The organism is Hoeflea marina, assembly GCF_003182275.1.
In the GTDB taxonomy this organism is placed as follows: Bacteria; Pseudomonadota; Alphaproteobacteria; order Rhizobiales; family Rhizobiaceae; genus Hoeflea; species Hoeflea marina.
Genome location: NZ_QGTR01000006.1, coordinates 29,688 through 52,866, shown reverse-complemented (window position 1 = coordinate 52,866; position 23,179 = coordinate 29,688). Strand labels below are relative to the sequence as shown.

The window sequence follows — 23,179 nt, the reverse complement described above, 5'->3', positions numbered from 1 at the left end:
CTCCGCCGTCCCTATTTGCTGACATAATTGGCGGAGTTGTGCTTGGCCAGCACCTCGGCGAAGCGGCGCGAGAAGGCGTCGTCGGCGAGCTTCTTGCGGCGCTGGATGTCCTGGGTCGAGAGCATGTTCTTCTCGTGCATCTCCAGGAGATCGCCGATGTGCTTCTGCGCCGCCGCCCCGATGCCGGCCATGGTTTCCTCGGCCGCCGTGTCGACGCGGCTGCCCAGCGTGTTGATCTTGTGGGCCACGTCCTGCTGCGCGGCGGTCTTGAGCGAATCCTCCAGCGCCTTGTAGAGGACGATCCGCTGTTCGGTATCGATCGTCAGCTTGTTGATGAGCGTGTTCTGCGCGGCGATCTGGTTGTTGAGGGAATCGACGAAGGTCTGGAACATCGAAGTGTAGCGCTCCAGCGTCTGGCTCTCGGCCAGCAGTTCCTGCTCCTTGGCCTGACGCTCGTTGTATTCGGTGGCAAGCCGGGAGCGCTCGGATTCGAGGTCGGTACGGGTCTTCTGGTCGGTGGAGGCGGCGATGCGGTTTTCCACGTCCATCAGCTGGGGATTGAGCGTCTCGATCCGCTCCTGGGTGGCTTCGAGGTTGACCATGGTCGCCTTGCGGCGCTCGATCACCTTGATCAGGCTTGCTTCCGACGTCTTGTAGCGGCTTTCCAGGATCGACTTCTGGTCCTTGAGGATGCCGACGATGGTGTCGGACTTGGCGAGCAGTTCCTGCAGGTTGCCCGAAAGCGACATGTTGCGCACACGGTCGGTGCGCATGCGCTGCGCCCGGCTCTTGGAGAAGAACGAGATGAAATTCTCCATCCCCGAATAGCCCTTCATGCTTTCGAACTCGGTGCCGAAGACATTGGTGGCGTCCTCGAGTCCGATGATCAGGTCGGCAATGTTGGTTTCCATCACCCGCTGCTGGCGCAGGACGTCCTCGATGCGGGCATTCTCGATGTCGAACTGCGCGTCACCGATCTTCGCGTCCGCCTGGGCCAGGTCCTCCAGCACGACGCCGGAGCGTTCTATGCGGCTGCGCATGTCCTCGACCACCGCCTTTGTCTTCTCGATCTCGGCATCGAAGCTCTTGATGCTGGCCATGTCACGATCCTCTGTGTTGCCGCGCCCCGCATGTCTCGGCGCCCTTGGGTCCCCGGCAGATTTGTAACACCGGCCCGGCCCATATGGTAAGTCTCTCCCATGCAAAAAAGGGATCGCCCCGGCATTTGCCGGGGCGATCCCTCTTTTAGGCTGTGTCTGTCTCAGTTGGCGGCGGAGGGATCGGTCAGATAGGCGATGACATTGGCCACGTCCTCGTCCTTTTTCAGGCCGGCAAACGCCATCTTGGTGCCCTTCACCACGCCCTTGGGGCTGCGCAGATAGGCATCCAGTGCCTCGACGGTCCACACGGGAACCTCAGCGGTATGATCGGCCATGGCCTTGGAGTACTTGTAGTCAGCGACAGAAGCCACGCCGCGACCGACGATGCCGACCAGGTGCGGCCCGACCCGGTTCTTCGGCTCGCTCGCCGTGTGGCAGGCGGCGCATTTCTTGAACACCTTGGCGCCTTCCACGGCGTCGCCGTCAGCACGCGCCGCGGACGTGAGGGCAAGACCGGCGCTGAGTGCCATACCGAGGATGAACGACAGGGACTTGGACATGAACAATCTCCTTGAGGCGATTCTGGAGCTTGATCTCATACGATTTCCTCTGGCGGCCGGGCAATGCGGATTGGCAGACAATGCGCCGCTCGGCCGCAGAAAGGCGATATGTCGCGGCCCGGCGCTCCGGTCACCGTCAGTCGCGCCCCATCGCCTCCTCCCAGTGCCGCCGGCAATAGGAGATGTATCGTTCGTTGCCGCCCACCTCGACCTGGGCTCCCTCATGGATGACGCTGCCCTTGTCGTCGGTGCGCACCACCATGGTCGCCTTGCGGCCGCACTTGCAGATGGTGCGCACCTCGCGCAGCTCGTCGGCAATGGCCAGCAGCGCCTGCGAGCCCGGAAACAGCAGGCCGCGAAAGTCCGTCCGCAGGCCGTAGGTCATCACCGGGATGGACAGCCGGTCCGCCACCCTGGCCAATTGCCAGACCTGCGCCTCGGTGAGGAACTGCGCCTCGTCGACGAAGATGCAGGCAATCTCGCTCTCCGCCTGCATGCTGCCGATGGAGGCGAAGAGATCGTCGTCCGCCCGAAACGGAATTGCATCCGACTCAAGACCGATGCGCGACGAGATCCGGCCCAGGCCCGCGCGATCGTCGAAGGCGGCGATGAACAGCACCGTGCGCATGCCGCGTTCACGGTAGTTGTAGGACGCCTGCAGCAGCAGCGTCGACTTGCCGGCATTCATCGTCGAGTAACTGAAATAGAGCTTTGCCATGTGCGGTCCCTCGCCACTCTAATGGCAATCGGCCCGACACTTTGCCACCCCCGGGAACAGGCTTTCAACAGCTTGCTTCGCCGGCCGCCCGCCGAAATAAGCCGAGAAGCGCTTGAGTTTGGTTCGTATCAGTGGTTGTTTCTAATTTTGCATCCTGGGAGAAATCAAAATGACAAAAACCCTGTCACTCACCATCCTTGCCACGCTGCTGGCCAGCACCGCGCCGTCCTTCGCCGCGGATTCGGAAGCCTGCAAGACCGTGCGCTTCTCCGATGTCGGCTGGACCGACATCACGGCGACCACGGCTGTTGCCTCCACCCTGCTCGACGCCCTCGGCTATGAGGCCAAGGTCACGGTGCTGTCGGTTCCCGTCACCTATTCCTCGCTCAAGAACAAGGACATCGACGTCTTCCTCGGCAACTGGATGCCCTCGATGGCCGGTGACGTGCAGCCCTTCATCGACGACAAGTCGGTGGAGACGGTTGCCCAGAATCTCGACGGCGCCGGATATGGCCTCGTCGTGCCGACCTATGTCGCCGAAGCGGGGGTCAAGAGCCTGACCGACATCGGCAAGTTCAAGGACAAGTTCGACGCCAAGATCTACGGCATCGAGCCGGGGAATGACGGCAACCGCATTGTTCTTGAGATGATCGACAACAAGGACAATGGCCTCGACGGCTTCAAGCTGGTCGAATCCTCGGAAGCCGGCATGCTCACCCAGGCGGAAAAGGCGATCAAGAACAACGAATGGATCGCCTTCCTCGGCTGGACTCCACACCCGGTGATGGGCGAAATGGCCATCACCTATCTCGACGGCATGGGCGATTCCGGCTTCGGCGCCGCCACTGTGCACACCAATGTACGGGCCGGCTACACCAGCGACTGCCCCAATGCGGGCCAGTTCATCAAGAACCTGTCCTTCTCGCTGTCGATGGAAAACAAGATCATGGATGAGATCCTCAAGGGCGAAGATCCCGAAAAGGCGGCGCTCGCCTGGCTCAAGGCCAACCCGGACGCGGTCAAGCCCTGGCTTGAAGGCGTGACCACCTTCGACGGCGGCGACGCCGCCGCTGCCGTGGCTGCCAAGCTCGGCGCCTGATCGCCGAAGCTCGCGAGCCGCCGGCCGACACCGCACGGTCGGCGGCCCGCCCCATGTCCGTTTTAAGGAAGAGCCGCAGTGGATTGGCTGGAACGATATCAGATACCCGTCGGACAATGGGCGAAGGTCCTCGTCGACTGGCTTACCGACGACTTCGGCTGGTTTTTCGACGGCCTGTCCGGCATCATCGGCAGTTTCATCGATGCGCTTCTGTGGTGCCTGCAGACACCGCATCCGCTGGTGATCGTGGCGGTGTTCACCGTCCTCTCCTGGCTGCTGCGGCGCAGGCTCGCGCCAGCCGCCCTCACCGCGCTCGGTCTGTTGTTCATCATCAACCAGGGCTACTGGGAAGAGACCACCGAGACCTTGGCGCTGGTGATCGCCTCCACTGCCGTCTGCATGCTGATCGGCGTGCCGCTCGGCATCGCGGCCGCCCGCCGGGCCTGGCTCTATTCCGGCCTGCGCCCGGTGCTCGACCTGATGCAGACCATCCCGACCTTCGTCTATCTGATCCCGGCCCTGATCCTCTTCGGCCTCGGCATGGTGCCCGGCCTGATCGCCACGGTGGTCTTCGCCATTCCCGCACCGGTCAGGCTCACCCGCCTGGGCATCGTCGCCACGCCGAAGCCGTTGGTCGAGGCGGCGCAGGCTTTCGGCGCCACCCGCTGGCAGGTGCTCAGCAAGATCGAACTGCCCTGGGCGGCGCCGCAGATCATGGCCGGCCTGACCCAGACCATCATGCTGTCGCTGTCGATGGTGGTGATCTCGGCGCTCGTGGGCGCGTCCGGCCTCGGCGTGCCGGTGGTCCGGGCGCTCAACACCGTCAATGTCGCCAAGGGCTTCGAGGCAGGCCTCTGCATCGTCATACTGGCCATCGTGCTTGACCGCATGTTCCGCACCGCCGGGGAGGATTCGGCATGACCGCCGCCGTGACGATCCGCGACGTCGACATCATCTTCGGCGACGACCACGTCAAGTCGCTGGCCCTCGTCGACAAGGGTGCGACCCGGGACGAGATCGCCGCCGCCACCGGTGACGTGCTGGGCGTCGCCGGCGCCACGATCGATGTGCAGGAAGGCGAGATCCTCGTGCTGATGGGCCTGTCCGGCTCCGGCAAGTCCACGCTGCTGCGCGCCGTCAACGGACTGGCCCCGGTGCGCCGCGGCACGGTCGAGGTGCGCTGCGGCACTCAGAAGACCAATCCCTATGCGTGCACCCGCAATGAACTGCGTCAGCTCCGCGCCGACCATGTCTCGATGGTGTTCCAGCAGTTCGCGCTGCTGCCGTGGCGCACGGTCGCCGAGAATGTCGGCTTCGGCCTCGAACTCGCGGGCATACCGCTGCCCGAGCGCAAGGCCCGCGTCGCCGAGCAACTGAAGCTGGTGGGCCTTTCCGACTGGTCCGGCCGCAAGGTCGGCGAACTCTCTGGCGGCATGCAGCAGCGCGTGGGCCTGGCCCGCGCATTCGCCACCGGCGCCCCCATCCTGCTGATGGACGAGCCGTTCTCGGCGCTTGATCCGCTGATCCGGGCGCGTCTGCAGGACGAGCTGCTCGAATTCCAGGCGGCCCTTCGCAAGACCATCCTCTTCGTCAGTCATGACCTTGACGAGGCGTTCCGCATCGGCAACCGCATCGCCATCATGGAAGCCGGCCGCATTGTCCAGTGCGGCACTCCGCGCGAGATCGTCAACAATCCGTCCAACCGCTACGTCGCCGATTTCGTCGCCAATATGAACCCGATCGCCATGCTGTCGGCGCGCGACGTGATGACGCCGGGCAAGCCGGACGAGGCCCGCGGCCAGACACCGATCTCGGCATCGGTCAAACTGGACACGCCGCTGGCCGAGGTGCTGGACGCGCTGGCGCGACGACCTGGCGCGGTCGGTGTCATTGACAACGGCGTGGTCGCCGGGTCAATCACGGCGCAGGACATTGTCAACGGCTTGACCCGGCATCGTCACTGATCATTTCCGCCGATCGGAACAGGTGCATCGGCGCCTGCAACGGTCAGGCCTATCCCCTGGAGTACCGACATGGATGCAAACGGCAAATCAGCAATCGTCACCGGTGGCGGCTCGGGCCTCGGCGCCGCCACCGCTCGCGCCCTGGCCGCGGCCGGAGCCAGGGTGGCGCTGTTCGACATCAACCTGGAGCAGGCCGAAAAGGTCGCCGCCGAGATCGGCGGCATTGCCATTGCCTGTGATGTCTCGGACGCCGCCGCAGGCGAAGCCGCCGTGGCCAGGGCCGCCGAGGCCCACGGCGACGCCCGCATTCTCGTCAACTGTGCTGGTATCGCTCCGGCCGGCCGCGTTGTCGGGCGTGAAGGCCCGCATGACCTCAATCTTTTCCGCAAGGTGATCGAAGTCAACCTGATCGGCAGCTTCAACATGCTGCGCCTGGTGGCCGACCGTGCCTCGAAGCTGGAGCCGCTGGCCGACGGCGAGCGCGCCATCATCATCTCCACCGCGTCGGTCGCCGCCTTCGACGGCCAGATCGGCCAGGCCGCCTACGCCGCATCCAAGGGCGGCATCCACGCCATGGCGCTGCCGATCGCCCGTGAACTCGCCCGCTTCGGCATCCGCGTCATGACGATTGCCCCCGGAATCTTCGGCACGCCCATGCTCATGGGCATGCCGCAGGAAGTGCAGGACAGCCTGGGAGCTTCGGTGCCGTTCCCGTCGCGGCTGGGCAAGGCTGAGGAATATGCCAGCCTGGCCATGCACATGATCGGAAACGTCATGCTCAACGGCGAAACCGTCCGCCTCGACGGCGCCATCCGGATGGCGCCCAAGTAGGTCTGCTACGGTGAAGGACCCGGTCCGCACCCTGCGCGACACCGACGAGGACGCCCGGCGGCTGGCCCGGCGGCTGGTCCGCGGCAGCCGCCGGGCCGCCATTGCCGTGCTGGAACCGGAGACCGGCTTCCCGTTCTCGAGCCGGGTGCTGACTGGGACCGATGTCGACGGAGTCCCCGTGATCCTGGTCTCGGCGCTTGCTGTCCACAGCGCGGCGTTGCGGGCCGATCCGCGCGCCTCGATGATGTTTGGCCAGGCCGGCAAGGGCGATCCCCTCGCCCATGCCCGCATCACCGTTCGATGCCAGGCCGCGGCCGTTGACCGCGGCCACCCCGATCACGGCCGCATCCGGCGCCGCTTCATCGCCCGTCATCCCAAGTCGGCCCTCTACGCGGATTTCGGCGACTTCGCATTCTTCCGGATGGAGCCTGTCACGGCACTGCTCAACGGCGGCTTCGGCAAGGCCTATGCGCTCGACCGGGATGACCTCGTCATCAGCTCCCCTGCCCTGACCGCCATGCCCGCAATCGAAGAAGAACTGCTTCGTGCCATAGCAATGGAACATTCCGCCGCCGGCGACGTTTGTGCAAGTGTGTGCGGTGGTTCTAAAAAAGCGGGGTGGCGAATATTTGCCATAGACCCCGCCGGTGTCGACCTCTCCAACGGCGACGATCTGCTGCGCATCGAATTCGACAACACAGTGCCCAACGCCGAGGACTTGCCGCGCGTATTTTCGGATATCCTAATGAAACCCCGTATAATTTAGGAGTATCCCAATGTATGCAATCTCTGAAATAACGGAGATGTAAATCGGTGCAGGCACCTGTTACACTAGTAACAATAAGAACAAATGAGCAAGATCATGCAAACGCAAAAACTGATGACGAAATCGACAGACGCCGCAGGCCTGTTATCAGCAATGGGCAACGCCAAACGCATGTTGATATTGTGCAACCTCGTCGAAGGCGAGATGGCGGTTAGTGCACTTGCGGAGAAGGTTGGCCTGAGCCAGTCTGCACTTTCACAGCATCTGGCGAAATTGCGTCATCGCAATCTGGTCAGCACCCGCCGCGATGCTCAGACCATCTACTATTCTGTGAGTGCTGAATCCGTGATCGCCGTGCTCAAGACACTCGAGACCATTTATTTCGCCGACGATTGAGCATCGACCTGAGACTCTTCCGGTCCGTCGGGCAGCCTTGGTCGTCTGCGCGATCACCACGGGATGATCGTGCGGGTGCTGATTGCACCCCCGCCCAGAAAACGAACGGGCGCCATTCAACCTGAATGACGCCCGAGAAGCGACGTCGGAAATGCCCGATGTGCCGCCGGTCACATTCACCATCGCCTATCAATCTTGCTCAAGCCTTACGCGACAGCACTTGCGGCCCCTCGACAGCCGTGGCAATGCTCCGCGACACAGGGGCGCCGCGCCCCGTTGCAGGATCTCCGCCCCTGACGGGCGGACTCGTGCAATCGCCGGCGCGGCAGTGGCCGACGTCGGCACCACAACCGGGGAAATCCATGGCATACAAAATCATTCTCGACACCGACCCCGGCATTGATGATGCCATGGCGATCGCCTATGCCATTGCCCATCCGGATATCGAGCTTCTGGCGCTGACCACGATCTTCGGCAATGTGCGCACCCATGAGGCAACCGCCAATGCCCTCAGATTGCTTGAGGCCTGGGGGTCGGACGCCGATGTGGCGGAAGGCGAAGCGGTGCCGGTCTCCGTTCCCGCCCATGAGCCCAGCTATTCCGTCCACGGCCGCAACGGCTTTGGCGACGTAGAACTGCCTGCGACTGCCCGCGTCCCGCACGAACTCGACGCGGTCAGCTACATCTCCGAGATGACCAGGCGCCATCCGGGCGAGATCACACTGTGCGCCGTCGGCCCTCTGACCAACCTCGCCCGCCTTCTCGAACGCGATCCGGGCATCGTGGACCGGGTCCGGTCCGTGGTTGTCATGGGCGGGGCGGTGCATCGACCGGGCAATGTCACGCCCGTTGCGGAGGCCAATTTCTGGCACGACCCACACGCGGCCGACCAGGTTCTGGGTGCCGCATGGCCGCTGGTCCTCGCGCCGCTCGATTGCACCATGCCGGTTGTCTTCACGCCCGATTTCATGGCTGCGCTGGCGCTGGAATCGCCGCGCTTCGGCGAGCCGCTGGCCGACATGGCACGGTTCTACACCCGCTTCTATCGCTCCCATCTCGGTCTGGGGGGCTGCGTCCCGCATGACGTCATGGCCCTGTCCTGGCTCACCGTCCCCGGCGCCTTCCGGCTACAGAAAGGCGCGCTCGCGGTCCTCACCGAGGGCGCGGGCATCGGCCAGACCGTTTTCCAGCCGGGTGGCACCTCGTCGCGCAGCAGCGTTTTCGATGCCCGGCCCGACCATCTGGTGATGGTCGATACCGACCCGGCGATGTTTCTCGCCGACTACATGCGCGTGCTGACGGCGGCGGCCGACGGATAGGTCGCGGAGCGGCAGCAATCAACCATGCGCCTAGGCCGGAAACTTCCCGGAAGGCCGCAGGGAGGATGGACCGACCGGCCCGGAGGGGGAGAAGGTGGACAGTTTCGAGACGGGCGGATTGGCGGTTGTGGTGGGCTCGAGCGGCGGCATCGGCTCGGCACTTGCGCACAGGCTGGCGCAGGAAGACTGTTTCGCGCGAGTGATCGGCTATGGCCGCTCGACGCAACCGAAGCTCGACCTTCTCGACGAGGTCAGCATCGGCCATGCCGCCGCCCACATTGCGTCCTTTGGCCTGCCGCTGCGGCTGGTTGTCGACACGACAGGCTTCCTGCATGGCGACGGCTTTCGCCCGGAAAAGGCCCTCTCGGCCATCGATCCCGCCCATATGGCGCACGCCTTCGCGATCAATGCCATCGGGCCGGCGCTGCTGATGAAGCATTTCCTGCCGCTCATGGCCAAGGACGGCAAGGCCGTCTTCGCCACCCTGTCGGCCAAGGTGGGATCCATCTCGGACAACCGTCTGGGTGGCTGGTACAGCTACCGTGCGGCGAAGGCGGCGCTCAACCAGCTTGTCCGCACCGCGGCCATCGAGCTTGCGCGCAGCCGGCCGCAATCGATCTGCGTCGCGCTGCATCCGGGAACCGTCGACACCGGCCTGTCCGCCGGGTTCGCCGCAAGCGGGCTCGAGCGGCGCACGCCCGACGCCGCCGCCCGGCTGCTGCTGCAGGTCATCGATACGGCCACGCCCGAAAGGTCGGGACACTTTATGGATTATCGCGGCGACGCCCTGCCCTGGTGACCGCGACTGGTGGCCCGGCGCGGCGGCGACCTGCCCGCAGCACGTCTGCCTTTCGCGGAAGCACCGTCCCCGGTTACAGCTGTGTCGTCGTCTGCTCTTGCGGCGACGGGAGACTCGCTTTGTCCGGAGATGCGGGCCAGCCGTCGGTGCCGACAAAGGCCCGGCAGAGCGGATGCTCCGGATCCTCGAGCCCGTCGATGATGTTGAAGTGGTGCAGGCCCGCGCTTTCCATCAGCCGCAGCGGCGTCTCGAATCCGCGCCACATTTCGTAGAGCGCGCGGTTCTGGCGCACGAATTCCGGCCGTTCGGCAAGGCCCACGCAGGCGGTGACCGGGATCGCCGCCAGCGGCTCGAGCAGCACCGGGCTTTCGGCCCGCGCCTCGTCAGGGGAGATCCGCAGCACCTCGTTCATCCCCGTCAACCGCATGGCGCGCAGGTCATGCACACCGGAAATCGACACCACGCCGGCGATGCGGCCGAGCACCTCGCCCGGCAGCAATGGCGTACCGCTGATCAGCCTTGTCACCAGCTGACCGCCGGCGGAATGGCCGCTAAGCCGGATCGGGCCGTCGATCTCGCCGGCTGCGAACGCCACGGCGGCGGCCACTTCGCGGCCGATGCCGCCGACCGAATTCTCCGGACACAGCGTGTATTGCGGCATGGCAACCGCATAGCCATGCGCCAGGGCGCCGGCGGCAAGATGCGACCAGGAGGACTTGTCGAAGGCGCGCCAGTAGCCGCCATGCACATAGACCGCCAGGCCCCTGGGAACGACGCCCGGCAGGAACAGGTCCAGCGTGTTGCGCGGCCCGTCGCCGTAGCGCAGATCGAGTCGTGCCTTCTGCTCGACCTCCATATGCGCCCGAAACGCCGCCGCCTTCTTCATCCAGCGTGCCGGATAGAGTTCGCTTTCGGGGATATAGGGCCCATTTGCATAGGCGTCGTCATGGTTCCGGATCGGGTATTGTGTCATCGCTTGTCTCCCTCCTTCGGCTGTAGCGCCAGTGGCGGCAGAGTGCAATTCCCTGCCGCAAACCGGGGCCGCGCGGGGCGCGCAAAAAAATTTGACCTTTTGATAAAATCGTTACATTCTTTTCCCATGACAGCACGGAGCCACCGGCAACGGGAGGACGGCTCGAACGAAGACTGTCCGACCAAGTGTCAAAAAGGGGTTTTGCATGACGATGATGCCCGACAAGCCGGATGTCCGCCCAGCGCGTCTTCCCGACACCGACTATGCCGACAATTTCTCCGACATCCATCCGCCATTGACCGCCCACGAGGCGCTGGTGGAATCCGACCGCTGCTATTTCTGCTACGACGCGCCCTGCATGACCGCCTGTCCGACCTCGATCGACATTCCGCTGTTCATCCGCCAGATCGCCGCCGGCAATCCCAAGGGCGCGGCGAAGACCATCTACGCCGAAAACATCCTGGGTGGGATGTGCGCCCGGGTCTGCCCGACGGAAACCCTGTGCGAGGAGGTCTGCGTGCGCGAGATCGCCGAGGGCAAGCCGGTCAAGATCGGCCTCCTGCAGCGCTATGCCACCGATCGCTTCATGGAACGAGACTACCCCCATCCCTTCATCCGCGCTGCCCCCACCGGCAAGACCGTCGCGGTCGTCGGCGCGGGTCCCGCCGGCCTCTCCTGCGCCCACAGGCTCGCCTCGCTCGGTCATGACGTCGTCATCCTCGATGCGCGCCCGAAGCCCGGCGGCCTCAACGAATTCGGCATCGCCGCCTACAAGACCACCAATGATTTCGCCCAGGACGAGGTCGATTTCATCCTCGGCGTCGGCGGTGTCAAGATCGAGACGGGACAGATGCTCGGCCGCGATTTCACCGTCGACGGCCTGCTGTCGCGCTATGACGCGATCTTTCTCGGCATGGGCCTGCCCGGCGTCAACGATCTCGGCCTCGCCGGGGAGGACGCCGACGGCTGCGTCGACGCCGTCGATTTCATCGCCCGCCTGCGCCAGGCAGACGATCTCTCGCAACTGGCCGTCGGACGCCGCGTCGTGGTCATCGGCGGCGGCATGACCGCCGTCGATGTCGCCATGCAGTCCAAGCTGCTCGGCGCCGAGGAGGTCACCATCGCCTACCGCCGCGGCGAGGAGCACATGAACGCCTCTGCCTATGAGCAGGAACTGGCCCGTACCCATGGCGTCGTCATCCGCCACTGGCTGCAGCCGAGCGCGCTGACGGTCGATGACAGAGGCGCCGTCACCGCCATCACGCTGGAATTCACCTCCATGGACGGTGGCAGGCTTGCCGGCACCGGCGAGACGGTGACGCTGGTCGCCGACCAGGTGTTCAAGGCCATCGGCCAGAACTTCGCGGACAACCCGATGGAAGGCTCCGGCATCGCCTTTGAGCGCGGCCGCATCCGCGCCGACGCCGACCGCCGCACCTCGCATCCGAAGGTCTGGGCGGGCGGGGACTGCGTCTTCGGCGGCGAGGATCTCACCGTCGCCTCGGTCGAGGACGGCAAGATCGCCGCCATGAGCATTCACCGGACCCTGATGGGATTGCTGGAATGACCCCGCAGGCGCTTGCCAAGGCGGAAGCGACGGCCCTTCGCGTGATTACGGAATCCGATGACGCCGAGAAGATCCGCAACATCATGGAAAGCGCAAAACGCCTTGGTTCGGAACCTGTTCGGGAAGCCGCCTTCAGGAAGCTGATCCATCTGCTGCCGGAAGAAGATCCGGGCACATTCGAGCATGATTTCTGGCAGACGATCCACGCCTTCGAAGAGGTTCTCCGCGACGAACGGGGAAAGACCGTTCGCCTGAGCAGGACGAGGCAGAAGATCACGCGGGTCGGCATCCGGAGGACCTTGGAAGACTTTGCAACGGCAAGCCAGGCAACCGACGGATTCAGGATGCTGATCGAACGCGGCATGCCCGAACTCACTGGCGAAGCGATCGTTCTGCGTCACTCGGAGAGTTTCCCCGACGATGTCGTCGCCGCCGCCAGGAATCGGCTGCTTGGGGCGAACGTTGATATCACCGCACTGAAAAAGTGCGTTAGCTGGAGCTAATCACCATGGCTGATCTGTCAAACACCTTTCTCGGCATCAAGTCCCCCAATCCGTTCTGGCTCGCCTCGGCGCCGCCGACCGACAAGGCCTACAATGTCGAGCGCGCCTTCGAGGCCGGCTGGGGCGGCGTGGTCTGGAAGACGCTGGGCGAGGCCGGCCCGCCGGTGGTCAATGTCAACGGTCCGCGCTACGGCGCCATATGGGGTCCCGACCGGCGGCTGCTCGGCCTCAACAACATCGAACTGATCACCGACCGCGACCTCGAGGTCAATCTGAGCGAAATGACCGAGGTCAAGAAGCGCTGGCCCGACCGGGCGCTGATCGCCTCGATCATGGTGCCCTGCGAGGAACAGAGCTGGAAGGACATCCTGCCGCGCGTCGAGGACACCGGCTGCGACGGCATCGAGCTCAATTTCGGTTGCCCGCACGGCATGAGCGAGCGCGGCATGGGCGCCGCCGTCGGCCAGGTGCCCGAATACATCCAGATGGTCGCCGAATGGTGCAAGCATTACTCCAGCCTGCCGGTGATCGTGAAGCTGACGCCGAACATCACCGACATCCGTTACCCGGCCCGCGCCGCCAGGGCCGGCGGCGCCGACGCCGTGTCGCTGATCAACACCATCTCGTCCATCGTCTCCGTCGATCTCGACTCGTTCTCGCCCAATCCGAGCATCAACGGCAAGGGCTCGCATGGCGGCTATTGCGGTCCGGCCGTCAAGCCGATCGCGCTCAACATGGTGGCCGAAATCGCCCGTGACGCGGAGACCCGCGGCATGCCGATCTCCGGCATCGGCGGCATCACCACCTGGCGCGACGCCGCCGAGTTCATCGCGCTGGGCTGCGGCAACGTGCAGGTCTGCACCGCCGCCATGACCTACGGCTTCAAGATCGTCCAGGAGATGATCGACGGCCTGTCCGACTGGATGGACGAGAAGGGCTTTGTCTCGATCGAGGACTTCCGCGGCCTTGCCGTGCCCAATGTCACCGACTGGCAGTATCTCAACCTCAACTACATCACCAAGGCCCGCATCGACCAGGAGCTCTGCATAAAGTGCGGTCGCTGCCACATCGCCTGCGAGGACACCTCGCACCAGGCGATCACCTCCATGGTCGACGGCGTGCGCCATTTCGAGGTGATGGACGACGAGTGCGTCGGCTGCAATCTCTGTGTCAATGTCTGCCCGGTGGACGACTGCATCACCATGGTGGAAATGATCGGCGGCACCGATCCGCGCACCGGCAAGCAGATCGACCGCGACTATGCCAACTGGACGACGCACCCCAACAATCCGATGGCACGGCAGGCCGCCGAATAACGCAAGCGCATGCGCCGGGGCCGACAGGGCCATCGCCGCCATGGCCGGATCGCCGACCCTCAGATGATGCCCTTGGCAAAGCCCTTGCCGACGATCGGACCCGTCGGCAGCCCGGTGGGCGAGCCTCCGGCCTGCTCGATGGTGATTTCGTAGAGCTGGCCCTGCGCCGGCGCCGGCAGGTCCGGCCCGCGCAGATTGAGCCGCGCGATATGGTCGATGAGCCCCAGCGACACCGGCTTGGCGTCGGCCACGGCGGGAAGCGTCCAGACCTGCAGGGTGCTGCCGTCGGGCACGGCGAAATCCACCAGCGGCAGCACCGTGACACGGTCGTCGGCAAAGGCCTCGATCACTGCCTGCGGTTCGCCCGCACTGTCGACAAGCACCGCGATCATTTCCGGCGCCGGCTGGCTCAGCTGCCAGCCGAGCGCCGCAGCCAGCACCAGGCACGCCGCCATTCCGGCCTGCGCCACCGTTCGCCAGTGGGACGCCACGGTGGGCCTGCGCCGCAGGCGCTCCGCCGCAAGCAGGATCGGATCGCCGCCGGCCCCTTCCGCCGCCCGCAACCGTGCCTCCACGCCGGACCAACCTTCGGCCGCCAGCGCCACCGGCGTCTCCGACAGGTCGATCTCGAGGAAGCGCTCGGCAGCCGCCGAGATCGCGGCAGCAAGCGCGGGCTCGCCGGCCATGCGCCGCTCGATCTCGCGTGCCTCGTCGTCGTCCATCAGACCCACGACATATTCGTCCGCGATCCGGTCCAGGTCGGTGGCGCTCACTTCATGCACTCCCGCAATGACTCGAGGCTGCGCCGGAGCCAGGCCTTGACGGTTCCCAGCGGCCGCGCCAGGCGCCCGGCAATTTCGCCATGGCTCAGCCCGTAGGCATAGGCAAGCAGCACCACCTTGCGGCGCGCCGGTTCGAGGCCGCCGAGGCATGTCCGGAGCCGCCCGCTCGCGTCAAGCCGTCCCCACACCTCCTCGGCCGTGTGGATCTCCTGTCGCCGCTCCTGGATGGCATCGAAATCGGCCGGCTCGACCAGATCCTCGTGGCGGGAACCGCGCAGCAGATTGAGCGCCACCGAGCGCTGCACCGTGTAGATCCAGCCGAGTGCGCTGCCCCGCTCCGGATCATACTGCGACGCCTTGTGCCAGATGCGCACAAAGGCATCCTGCACCGCGTCCTCGGCAATCTCGTCGCGCCGGAGCATGCGCCGCGCCACTGCCTTCATGCGCGGCGCCTCCGCCTGATAGAGCGCCTGCAGCGCCCGCCTGTCCCCTGCGGCGCATTGCTGGAGCAAGGCTCCGTGGTCGAGGTCCGCCGCTGCGACTGCTGTCATCCGGTCGATGCTCCTGGAAGCCCGTCTCAGGTCGGGGACCCGGCAGGCGCAATTGATACTCACATGATGGTCCATCTCGCGTTGACACATCAACCGTCCATTTGGATGCATCGAAAAAAATATATTTTGGCTGCATCCAAATGCGCCGCCCGCGTGTCAGGCGATCAGAACCGGCATTCGCGCCCGGTTCCCTACACCCGAAAGGAATTCCAGATGTCCATCCTCAAGACCGCAATCCTGGCCACCACCGCGCTCGCAGCCTTTGCAGCCACCGCCCAGGCCAGCACCGCAATCGGCCTGGTCGGCGACAAGACACTCGTCATGATCGACAGCGAGACCGCTGCCGTCTCGGGCTCGATGGAAGTGTCCGGCGTCGATCGTCTGCTCGGCATCGACCTGCGCCCGAACACAGGCCAGATCATCGGCGTCAGCGCCAAGCACGAGATTGTCGAGATCGACCGCGCCACGGGTGCTGCCACCGTGATCTCCACCATGGACACCATGCTGCCTTCGGTTGACGGCGCAGTCATCGTCGACTTCAACCCGGCCGCCGACAAGCTGCGCTTCATGACCGGCACCACCAACCACCGCGTCGATGTCGACAGCGGCAAGGTCACCGTCGACGGCAGCCTCGCCTACGAGTCGGCCGACATGCATGCCGGCGAAGCCCCCGCGATCGCCGCGGCCGCCTACATCAATTCCTACGGCAAGCCCGAAAAGACCGCCATGTACGACATCGACACCACCATCGTGGCGCTGATCAAGCAGACCTCGCCCAATGACGGCACGTTGGCGGCCGTCGGCAAGCTCGGCATCGACGCTGCCCCGACCTACGCCTTCGACATCGCATCGGACGCCAATGGCGGCAATGTCGCCTGGCTGGCCGCCGGCAAGATGCTGCACACGGTCTCGCTGGAGACCGGCAAGGTCGACCAGAGCTGGGAACTCAAGGGACTCGACGGCGATCTTCGCGACATCACCTTCCTGACCGTGGAAGCGCCCAAGGCCAACTGACACGCAACGGATCGGAACCGGCCTTCGGGCCGGTTCCGCGCCGGCGCGCAAGCCGAGATCCTGCCGTATTCAATTAGAAATTCTTTAAGCGTTGCTGCTTAAGCCTGTACCCGGCGAGATCGATCGCTGTGCAGGAGATGCGATTTCCGTCCTGCTCCATCCAAGATGTGTCTTCTTTGATTCGTGACCGGGTCCTTGGCGAACCGGCTGCAACCACTGTGTGAGGATGACGGCATGGCCGTGTGGGACAGGTTTGGCAGTGACGCGAAGGCGGTCTTGAGCGCAGTGAGCAAGTCGCAGGCGATCATTGAGTTTGATCTCGCCGGCAATATTCTGTCCGCCAACGACAATTTCTGCCAGGCCATGGGGTATCAGCTCTCAGACATCATCGGGAAGCACCACCGCATATTCGTCGAGCCCGCCGACGCGGCCTCCGCCGACTACGCCGCCTTCTGGGCGGGACTGGGCCGCGGCGATTTTGACCAGCGGCAGTACAAGCGCATCGGCAAGGGCGGACGCGAAGTCTGGATCGAAGCCTCCTACAATCCGGTCTCGCGCGGCGGCAAACCCTACAAGGTGGTCAAGTTCGCCACCGACATCACGGCGCAACGGCTGCGCAGCGCCGAGGAATCGGGCAAGCTCGAGGCCATTTCCCGGGCGCAGGCGGTGATCGAGTTCACCCCCGCCGGAGACATCCTGACCGCCAACGGAAACTTCCTCGACGCCATGGGCTATCAGATGAGTGAGCTGGCAGGCAGGCACCACCGCGTCTTCTGCGAGCCCGCCTATGCCGCCAGCGCCGATTATGCGCACTTCTGGGAGCGGCTGCGCAAGGGCGAATACATCGCCGCGGAATTTCTGCGCTGCGGCAAGAACGGCAGACAGGTCTACATACAGGCTTCCTACAACCCGATCTTCGACATGAACGGCAAGGTGTTCAAGGTCGTCAAGTTCGCCACCGACATCACCCAGCGCGTCATCAACGTCAATCACCTTGCGCACGCGCTTCAGTCGCTTGCCGACGGAGACCTTGCCCAATCCCTGCCCGACCCCTTCTCGCCGGCACTCGAGCAGCTGCGCGTCGACTTCAACGGCGCCGCCGCGAAGCTCAGCGCTGCCATGCGCTCGGTCGGCGACAATGCCAGCGCGATTGCCGCGGGATCGGCAGAGATCCGTGCCGCCGCCGACGACCTGGCGCAGCGGACCGAAACCCAGGCAGCTTCCATCGTCGAGACGGCCGCGTCGCTTGCCGAGATCACAGCGACCGTCGCCAATTCGAGCACGCGCGCCGAGGAAGCGGGCATGCTGGTGCAGAAGACCCGTTCCAACGCGGAGACCTCGGGCACCATCGTCAGCAAGGCGATCGCCGCCATGGGCCAGATCGAGACCTCGTCGCGCGAGATCACCAACATCATCGGCGTCATTGACGACATCGCTTTCCAGACCAACCTGCTGGCTCTCAATGCCGGCGTCGAGGCCGCCCGCGCCGGCGAGGCCGGGCGCGGATTTGCCGTTGTGGCGCAGGAGGTTCGCGAACTGGCGCAACGCACGGCCACCGCGGCCAAGGAGATCAAGAACCTCATTCACCAGTCCGGGCAACAGGTTCAGGACGGGGTTTCGCTCGTCGGCCAGACCGGCCAGGCGCTCCAGGAGATCGTCACCCAGGTTCAGGAAATCAACACCAATGTCGCGGCCATCGTCGAAGGCTCCCGCGAGCAGGCGATCGGTCTCCAGCACATCAACTCGGCCGTCAACGCCATGGATGAGGGTACGCAGAAGAACGCCGCCATGGTGGAGCAATCGACGGCCGCCAGCCACAATCTTGCCGCCGAAGCCGAAGCGCTTTTCAGCCTCCTCAGGCAGTTCAGGACGGACGGCAATCCGGCCGCGGCCCGCTCCTTCGCCGCCATTCCGCGCCAGCAGCTCCAGGCGGCGCCTCCGAGGCAGCCCCTGGCGGTCAGGACGCAGCCGGAGCCGCAGCCCGTCGCCGCTCGCAATCCCGCGCCGGCGCATGCCTATTCCGGCAATGCCGCGCTCAAGACCAATCAGGACAGCTGGGAAGAATTTTGATGAACACGAAAATGCAAGCCGCAAGGACAGTCGGCGATAGCCTCGAGATCATCGCCTTCCGCCTCAACAGCCGGGAATTCTGCGTCCGCACGATCGCCATCCGCGAAATCCGCGGCTGGGCGCCGTCCACGCCCATTCCGCATTCCCCGCCGGAGGTGGTTGGGGTCATGAACCTGCGCGGCTCGGTCATTCCGATCATCGACCTTGCCCGCAAGCTCGGCATTCCGAGCACCGAAGCCAACGAGCGCAGCGCCATCGTGGTGGCCGACGTGCACAACATGGCCATCGGCCTTGTCGTGGACGGTGTCTCCGACATCCTCACCGTCACCACCAGCCAGATCCAGCCCGTGCCGAAGATCTCCTCGATCGACCAGGATTTCTGCGAGGGCATCGTGACCCAACCTGACGGCATGATCTGCTTTCTCAACCTGAACGCCATGTTCAGGCAGGCCGAGATCGAAACCCTCGCGGCCTGATGGATACCCGCCATCGATGACGACAATTCGGCCGCCAGCAGCGGCCGGTTTCGTTTGCGCGCGCGGACGGCACAGCGGCGGGATATACGGTCAAGTCCCCCCTCGATGCGCCGCTTCCGCCACTGAGTCGGGGAAAGCGCGCCGACTGTCACGCGCCTGTCATCGCAATGCAGCAGATACCTCCTCGTTGTTTCAATCCGGAGGTATCCCATGGCTATCACTTTCCCACGCGCCGCGCTGACGGCTGCGTTGCTCGCGTCGGTCGCGGTCCCCGCCCATGCCGAACAGGTCTTCAACCGCATCGCGTCCTTCCCCGTCGCCACCAACCTGCCGGCTGACAAGGATGCCGCGTCGGTGACATCGGCTGAGATCATCACCGCGAGCGAAGACGGTATGACGCTCGTCTATTCCGACAGCCCGCTCGGCGGCATCGGCTTCGTCGACATCACTGACCCGAAGTCGCCGAAGGCGGCCGGCGCTTTGATGATGGACGGAGAACCCACCTCGGTCGGCATCGCCGGGGGCAAGGTCATCGTCGGCGTCAACACCTCGGAGAGCTACACCAAGCCCTCCGGCAAGCTGGTCGTCGTCGACCTCGCCAGCAAAAGCGTCGAGATGTCCTGCGATCTGGGCGGCCAGCCTGACTCGGTCGCCATTTCGCCCGACAAGACATTCGCCGCCATCGCCATCGAGAACGAGCGCGACGAAGACCTCAACGACGGCCAGATCCCGCAGATGCCGGCCGGCGACGTGGTCATCGTCTCGCTCAAGGACGGCGCCGCAGATTGCGCCTCGATCAGGCATGTCGATGTCACCGGTCTAGCGGAAATCGCCCCGGAAGATCCGGAACCGGAATTCGTCTCCATCAACGCGCTCGGTGAAATCGCGCTGACGATGCAGGAAAACAACCACATCGTCATCATCGACGGCAAGACCGGCGCCGTGACCGCCCACTTCTCCGCGGGCACCGTTGATCTCGCCGGCATCGACACCAAGTCGGACGGCGCGCTGAAATTCACTGGCAAGAAGGACGGCGTCAAGCGCGAGCCGGACGCCGTCAAGTGGCTCGACGACAACCGTCTCGTCACCGCCAATGAAGGCGACTACGAAGGCGGCTCGCGCAGCTTCACCATCTTCGACAAGACCGGCAAGGTCGAGTACGAGTCCGGCGCCTCGCTCGAACTCGAAATCGCCCGTCTCGGCCATTTCCCCGACAAGCGCGCCAAGTCCAAGGGCGTCGAGCTCGAAGGCCTGGAAGCAGCCACTTTCGGCGACCAGAAATACTTTTTCGTGCTCGCCGAGCGCGCTTCGGTCGCCGCCGTCTACAAGGACACCGGAGCCGAGCCGGAACTCCTGCAGATCCTGCCCTCGGGCATCTCGCCTGAAGGCGGCGTTGCCATTCCGGAACGCAACCTGTTCGTCTCCGCCAACGAGGCAGATCTGGTCGAGGACGGTGCCGCCCGCTCGCATGTCATGATCTATGAACTGGCCGAAGGCGAGGCCGCCTATCCGATGATCCGCTCCGACATGGTCGACGGCGCGCCGCTCGGCTGGGGCGCGCTTTCGGGCCTCGTCGGCGACGCCGACAAGCCCGGCATCCTCTATGCCGTCAGCGACAGCGTCTACTCGATGCAGCCGAGCATCTTCACCATCGACGCCAGTTCGAAGCCGGCGAAGATCACCGCCGCACTCCCCGTCACCCGCGGTGGCCAGCCAGCCCAGAAGCTCGACATCGAAGGCGTCACGCTCGACGGCAAGGGCGGCTTCTGGCTCGCCTCGGAGGGCAATTCCGACAAGCTGGTTCCGCACGCGCTCTACCATGTCAACGACAAGGGCGAGATCAAGGACGAGATCGCGCTGCCCGCCGACCTGCTGAAGGGCGAAGTCCGCTTCGGCTTCGAAGGCGTGACCATGGTCGGCGAAGGCGACGACGCCACGCTTTGGATGGCCGTGCAACGCGAATGGAAGGACGACGAGAAGGGCTTCGTCAAGCTTGTCTCCTACAATCCAAAGTCGAAGGAATGGGGCGCGGTCCGCTATCCGCTCGACAAGGTCGACGGCGGCTGGATTGGACTGTCGGAAATCACCGCCCATGGCGAGTATGTCTACATCATCGAGCGCGACAACCAGATCGGCGACAACGCCAAGATCAAGAAGCTCTACCGGGTGGCGATTGCCGACCTGAAGGGCGCCGAGATCGGCGGCGAACTGCCTGTGGTGGCCAAGGAAGAAGTCCACGACTTCCTGCCCGACCTCAAGACCGCCACCAACGGCTATGTCGTCGACAAGCTCGAAGGCTTCGCCTTCGATGCCGGCGGCCAGGCCTTTGCCGTGACCGACAATGACGGTGTCGACGATTCCTCCGGCGAGACACTGTTCTTCCCGGTCAGGATCGAAGCCATCAACTGAGCCATCCCTCCCGGGACTTGGGGGTCGGGCATACGCCCGGCCCCGGACCGCGAAACTCGGTCCGGTCCGCCGGCCACGCTTCCGGAAACGGCTTCATGATCCCCATATCCGCCCCCATGCTTCGGCCACGGCCGAAGCAACGCCATGTCCAGGCATGCGACTCTCCGGTCTTAATCCTTGGAGACCCGCATGATCACCTGCTTCATCCGCTACCATATCGACCCCACGAAGAAGGCGGCCTTCGAACACTATGCCCGCAACTGGGGCGAGGCCATCCCGCGCTGCGGCGCCGACCTCATCGGCTACTTTTCCCCGCATGAGGGCTCCTCGACGCTCGCTTACGGCGTCTATTCCGTCGAAAATCTGGCCGCCTACGAAGCCTACCGCGCTCGGCTGAAGGAGGACCCTCTCGGACGCGAGAACTACGACTTCGCCAACCGCGAGAAATTCCTGCTGCGCGAGGACCGCACCTTCCTCAAGCTCGCTTCGGCGCCGCACGGAGCCAGGCCATGATCGCCGTCATCTTCGAGGTGGAGCCGACGCAAGGAGAGATGGCGACCTATCTCGATCTCGCCGCAGGGCTGAAGCCCTTGCTCGAGGAGGTGGACGGCTTCATCTCCGTCGAGCGTTTCCAGAGCCTCTCAAATCCCGGCAAGCTGCTGTCCCTGTCATTCTTCCGCGACGAGGACGCCGTCAGACGATGGCGGACGCTCGCCGCCCACCGGGCCACCCAGCAGAAGGGCCGCGCCGGCGTGTTCCGGGCCTATCGCCTCAGGGTGGCCGAGGTGCTGCGCGACTACGGCCTCGATGATCGCGCCGAGGCTCCCGCCGACAGCCGGCAGGCGCATCCGGACCGGACCGGGGAGCTCTGATAAATGCCGTGATCCGACACGACAGTCGACGTCACGAATCCGAGGTCATGCGCCATGACCTAGCGCAGTCCCATCATCACCGTCATGGGCGCCGCCCGACCTGCGACAAGACCAAAGTGCTCATAGAATGCCTTGGCCTCGGGCGATATCGCATGCACCAGTATCCCGCGAATACCCATCGTTTCAGAGGCGATCCGCACACGCAGCACCGCGTCTTGCAGCAGCGCCGTGCCAAGGCCCCTTTCCTGGAAATCGACATCCACCGCCAATCGGCCAAGCACTGCCATCGGCACCGGGTCGGGCATGTTACGGCGGATACGGCCGGGTGCTTCTTCGAGCGGTTGCGGCAAGACTGCGGTTTGGACCTAGATCTCCCGCACTCTGGGCATGGTCGCCGCCGGGACCGCCGCGGGCCTCAACCCGTCGAGGAACAGTGCCTCGAGAAAGCGGGCGGCATCCTCGAAGCGGCCGTCGCCGCCGCGGTCGGGTCCGAGGACTGCGCGCACCTGAACGTCGAAATCGGCGTAGTGCTGGGTCGTCGACCAGATGGCGAAGATCAGATGCCATGGGTCGACCCGATTGAGCCGCCCCGCCCGCATCCAGCCCTGCAGCACCTTCGCCTTCTCGTCCACCAGCGATTTCAGCTGGGTTTCCAGGAGCCGCTTGATCCGCGGCGCGCCCTGCAGCATCTCGTTGGCGAACAGCCGGCTCTCGCGCGGGAAATCGCGCGCCATTTCCAGCTTGCGGCGGATGTAGCTCTGCAGTTCCGGCAGCGGGTCGCCGTCGTCGTCGATGTGCTCCAGCGGCGCCAGCCAGGTCTCCAAGAGATGCGCGATCAGCGCTTCGTAGATGTCCTGCTTGCGGCGGAAATAGTAAAGCAGATTGGGCTTGGACATGCCGGCGCCCTCGGCAATCTGGTCGATGGTGGCGCCGCGAAATCCGTGGGCGGAAAACGCGTCCAGCGCCGCGCCGAGAATACGGCCCTCGTTCTCGACCTGGATGCGGGTCTTGCGCTGCGTCGCCGTGGCCCGTGCCATCAGGTTGTCCCCGGACTGATCATCGGCTTGCATTGGTCCGCACGTCTCCGCCCCCGA

At 64.7% G+C, this 23,179-nt stretch carries 25 protein-coding genes; 17 read left to right on the top strand and 8 right to left on the bottom strand.

Annotated elements, in window-relative coordinates:
* Positions 1-11: 11 nt before the first annotated feature.
* From DFR52_RS20220 to DFR52_RS20210, 3 genes are all read right to left on the bottom strand, one after another.
* Complete coding sequence (locus DFR52_RS20220) at positions 12-1,100, bottom strand: hypothetical protein (protein ID WP_110033842.1); 1,089 nt, start codon at positions 1,098-1,100, stop codon at positions 12-14.
* Between the two features lie 161 nt (positions 1,101-1,261).
* Positions 1,262-1,660 carry a c-type cytochrome gene (locus DFR52_RS20215; protein WP_170132322.1) on the bottom strand — a complete coding sequence of 133 codons (399 nt, stop codon included), beginning with the start codon at positions 1,658-1,660 and terminating at the stop codon, positions 1,262-1,264.
* A gap of 136 nt (positions 1,661-1,796) precedes the next feature.
* Positions 1,797-2,378: a thymidine kinase gene (locus tag DFR52_RS20210; RefSeq protein WP_110033841.1), complete on the bottom strand. Its 582-nt coding sequence runs from the start codon at positions 2,376-2,378 to the stop codon at positions 1,797-1,799.
* Between the two features lie 169 nt (positions 2,379-2,547).
* Here DFR52_RS20210 and choX point away from each other — a divergent pair, with 169 nt between their 5' ends.
* From choX to DFR52_RS20170, 8 genes are all read left to right on the top strand, one after another.
* Positions 2,548-3,477, top strand: a complete 930-nt coding sequence (choX, locus tag DFR52_RS20205; RefSeq protein WP_110033840.1) for a choline ABC transporter substrate-binding protein — start codon at positions 2,548-2,550, stop codon at positions 3,475-3,477.
* A gap of 78 nt (positions 3,478-3,555) precedes the next feature.
* Entirely contained in the window at positions 3,556-4,398 is an 843-nt protein-coding gene (choW, locus tag DFR52_RS20200) for a choline ABC transporter permease subunit (protein ID WP_110033839.1), read from the top strand.
* Positions 4,395-5,441, top strand: coding sequence for a choline ABC transporter ATP-binding protein (gene choV / locus DFR52_RS20195; protein WP_110033838.1), 1,047 nt, complete (start codon positions 4,395-4,397; stop codon positions 5,439-5,441). Before choW ends, choV begins: the two co-directional genes overlap by 4 nt.
* Positions 5,442-5,510: 69 nt before the next feature.
* Positions 5,511-6,272: an SDR family NAD(P)-dependent oxidoreductase gene (locus DFR52_RS20190; protein WP_110033837.1), complete on the top strand. Its 762-nt coding sequence runs from the start codon at positions 5,511-5,513 to the stop codon at positions 6,270-6,272.
* Between the two features lie 10 nt (positions 6,273-6,282).
* Positions 6,283-7,038 carry a HugZ family pyridoxamine 5'-phosphate oxidase gene (locus DFR52_RS20185; protein WP_110033836.1) on the top strand — a complete coding sequence of 252 codons (756 nt, stop codon included), beginning with the start codon at positions 6,283-6,285 and terminating at the stop codon, positions 7,036-7,038.
* Between the two features lie 96 nt (positions 7,039-7,134).
* Positions 7,135-7,434 (top strand): ArsR/SmtB family transcription factor, encoded by a 300-nt coding sequence (locus DFR52_RS20180; protein ID WP_110033835.1) that lies wholly within the window; start codon positions 7,135-7,137, stop codon positions 7,432-7,434.
* A gap of 362 nt (positions 7,435-7,796) precedes the next feature.
* Positions 7,797-8,753 (top strand): nucleoside hydrolase, encoded by a 957-nt coding sequence (locus tag DFR52_RS20175; protein ID WP_158285004.1) that lies wholly within the window; start codon positions 7,797-7,799, stop codon positions 8,751-8,753.
* 94 nt (positions 8,754-8,847) lie between these two features.
* Entirely contained in the window at positions 8,848-9,552 is a 705-nt protein-coding gene (locus tag DFR52_RS20170) for an SDR family NAD(P)-dependent oxidoreductase (RefSeq protein ID WP_110033833.1), read from the top strand.
* Positions 9,553-9,625: 73 nt separating this feature from the next.
* On the opposite strand, the gene DFR52_RS20165 is transcribed toward DFR52_RS20170, so the two are convergent.
* Positions 9,626-10,525, bottom strand: a complete 900-nt coding sequence (locus DFR52_RS20165; RefSeq protein ID WP_110033832.1) for an alpha/beta hydrolase — start codon at positions 10,523-10,525, stop codon at positions 9,626-9,628.
* A 205-nt stretch (positions 10,526-10,730) separates the two neighbouring features.
* Here DFR52_RS20165 and DFR52_RS20160 point away from each other — a divergent pair, with 205 nt between their 5' ends.
* Genes DFR52_RS20160 through preA form a run of 3 tightly spaced genes read left to right on the top strand, consistent with a single transcriptional unit; the run spans position 10,731 to position 13,911 of the window.
* Entirely contained in the window at positions 10,731-12,092 is a 1,362-nt protein-coding gene (locus DFR52_RS20160; protein WP_110033831.1) for an NAD(P)-dependent oxidoreductase, read from the top strand.
* Positions 12,089-12,595: a hypothetical protein gene (locus DFR52_RS20155; RefSeq protein ID WP_110033830.1), complete on the top strand. Its 507-nt coding sequence runs from the start codon at positions 12,089-12,091 to the stop codon at positions 12,593-12,595. The genes DFR52_RS20160 and DFR52_RS20155 overlap by 4 nt, the downstream gene beginning before the upstream one ends.
* A gap of 5 nt (positions 12,596-12,600) precedes the next feature.
* Entirely contained in the window at positions 12,601-13,911 is a 1,311-nt protein-coding gene (preA, locus tag DFR52_RS20150; RefSeq protein ID WP_110033829.1) for an NAD-dependent dihydropyrimidine dehydrogenase subunit PreA, read from the top strand.
* A gap of 59 nt (positions 13,912-13,970) precedes the next feature.
* Here preA and DFR52_RS20145 read toward each other — a convergent pair whose 3' ends face one another.
* Together DFR52_RS20145 and DFR52_RS20140 are read right to left on the bottom strand one after the other, a co-directional pair.
* On the bottom strand, positions 13,971-14,684 hold the full coding sequence (locus DFR52_RS20145; protein WP_245415422.1) for an anti-sigma factor: 714 nt from the start codon (positions 14,682-14,684) through the stop codon (positions 13,971-13,973).
* Positions 14,681-15,244 (bottom strand): sigma-70 family RNA polymerase sigma factor, encoded by a 564-nt coding sequence (locus DFR52_RS20140; RefSeq protein ID WP_110033828.1) that lies wholly within the window; start codon positions 15,242-15,244, stop codon positions 14,681-14,683. Before DFR52_RS20140 ends, DFR52_RS20145 begins: the two co-directional genes overlap by 4 nt.
* Before the next feature lie 213 nt (positions 15,245-15,457).
* Here DFR52_RS20140 and DFR52_RS20135 point away from each other — a divergent pair, with 213 nt between their 5' ends.
* The 6 genes from DFR52_RS20135 to DFR52_RS20110 all read left to right on the top strand — a co-directional run bounded on the left by DFR52_RS20135 (position 15,458) and on the right by DFR52_RS20110 (position 22,085).
* Positions 15,458-16,258: a DUF4394 domain-containing protein gene (locus tag DFR52_RS20135; RefSeq protein ID WP_110033827.1), complete on the top strand. Its 801-nt coding sequence runs from the start codon at positions 15,458-15,460 to the stop codon at positions 16,256-16,258.
* 234 nt (positions 16,259-16,492) lie between these two features.
* On the top strand, positions 16,493-18,328 hold the full coding sequence (locus DFR52_RS20130) for a methyl-accepting chemotaxis protein (protein ID WP_110033826.1): 1,836 nt from the start codon (positions 16,493-16,495) through the stop codon (positions 18,326-18,328).
* Positions 18,328-18,804: a chemotaxis protein CheW gene (locus DFR52_RS20125; protein WP_110033825.1), complete on the top strand. Its 477-nt coding sequence runs from the start codon at positions 18,328-18,330 to the stop codon at positions 18,802-18,804. The genes DFR52_RS20130 and DFR52_RS20125 overlap by 1 nt, the downstream gene beginning before the upstream one ends.
* Before the next feature lie 210 nt (positions 18,805-19,014).
* On the top strand, positions 19,015-21,213 hold the full coding sequence (locus tag DFR52_RS20120) for an esterase-like activity of phytase family protein (RefSeq protein WP_110033824.1): 2,199 nt from the start codon (positions 19,015-19,017) through the stop codon (positions 21,211-21,213).
* 189 nt (positions 21,214-21,402) lie between these two features.
* Positions 21,403-21,726: an NIPSNAP family protein gene (locus tag DFR52_RS20115; RefSeq protein ID WP_110033823.1), complete on the top strand. Its 324-nt coding sequence runs from the start codon at positions 21,403-21,405 to the stop codon at positions 21,724-21,726.
* A complete protein-coding gene (locus tag DFR52_RS20110; RefSeq protein WP_110033822.1) occupies positions 21,723-22,085 on the top strand; it encodes an antibiotic biosynthesis monooxygenase family protein in 363 nt (120 codons plus the stop codon). The genes DFR52_RS20115 and DFR52_RS20110 overlap by 4 nt, the downstream gene beginning before the upstream one ends.
* 59 nt (positions 22,086-22,144) lie before the next feature.
* On the opposite strand, the gene DFR52_RS20105 is transcribed toward DFR52_RS20110, so the two are convergent.
* Together DFR52_RS20105 and DFR52_RS20100 are read right to left on the bottom strand one after the other, a co-directional pair.
* Complete coding sequence (locus DFR52_RS20105) at positions 22,145-22,435, bottom strand: GNAT family N-acetyltransferase (protein ID WP_245415421.1); 291 nt, start codon at positions 22,433-22,435, stop codon at positions 22,145-22,147.
* Positions 22,436-22,450: 15 nt separating this feature from the next.
* Entirely contained in the window at positions 22,451-23,155 is a 705-nt protein-coding gene (locus DFR52_RS20100; protein ID WP_245415420.1) for a TetR family transcriptional regulator C-terminal domain-containing protein, read from the bottom strand.
* Positions 23,156-23,179: the final 24 nt, after the last annotated feature.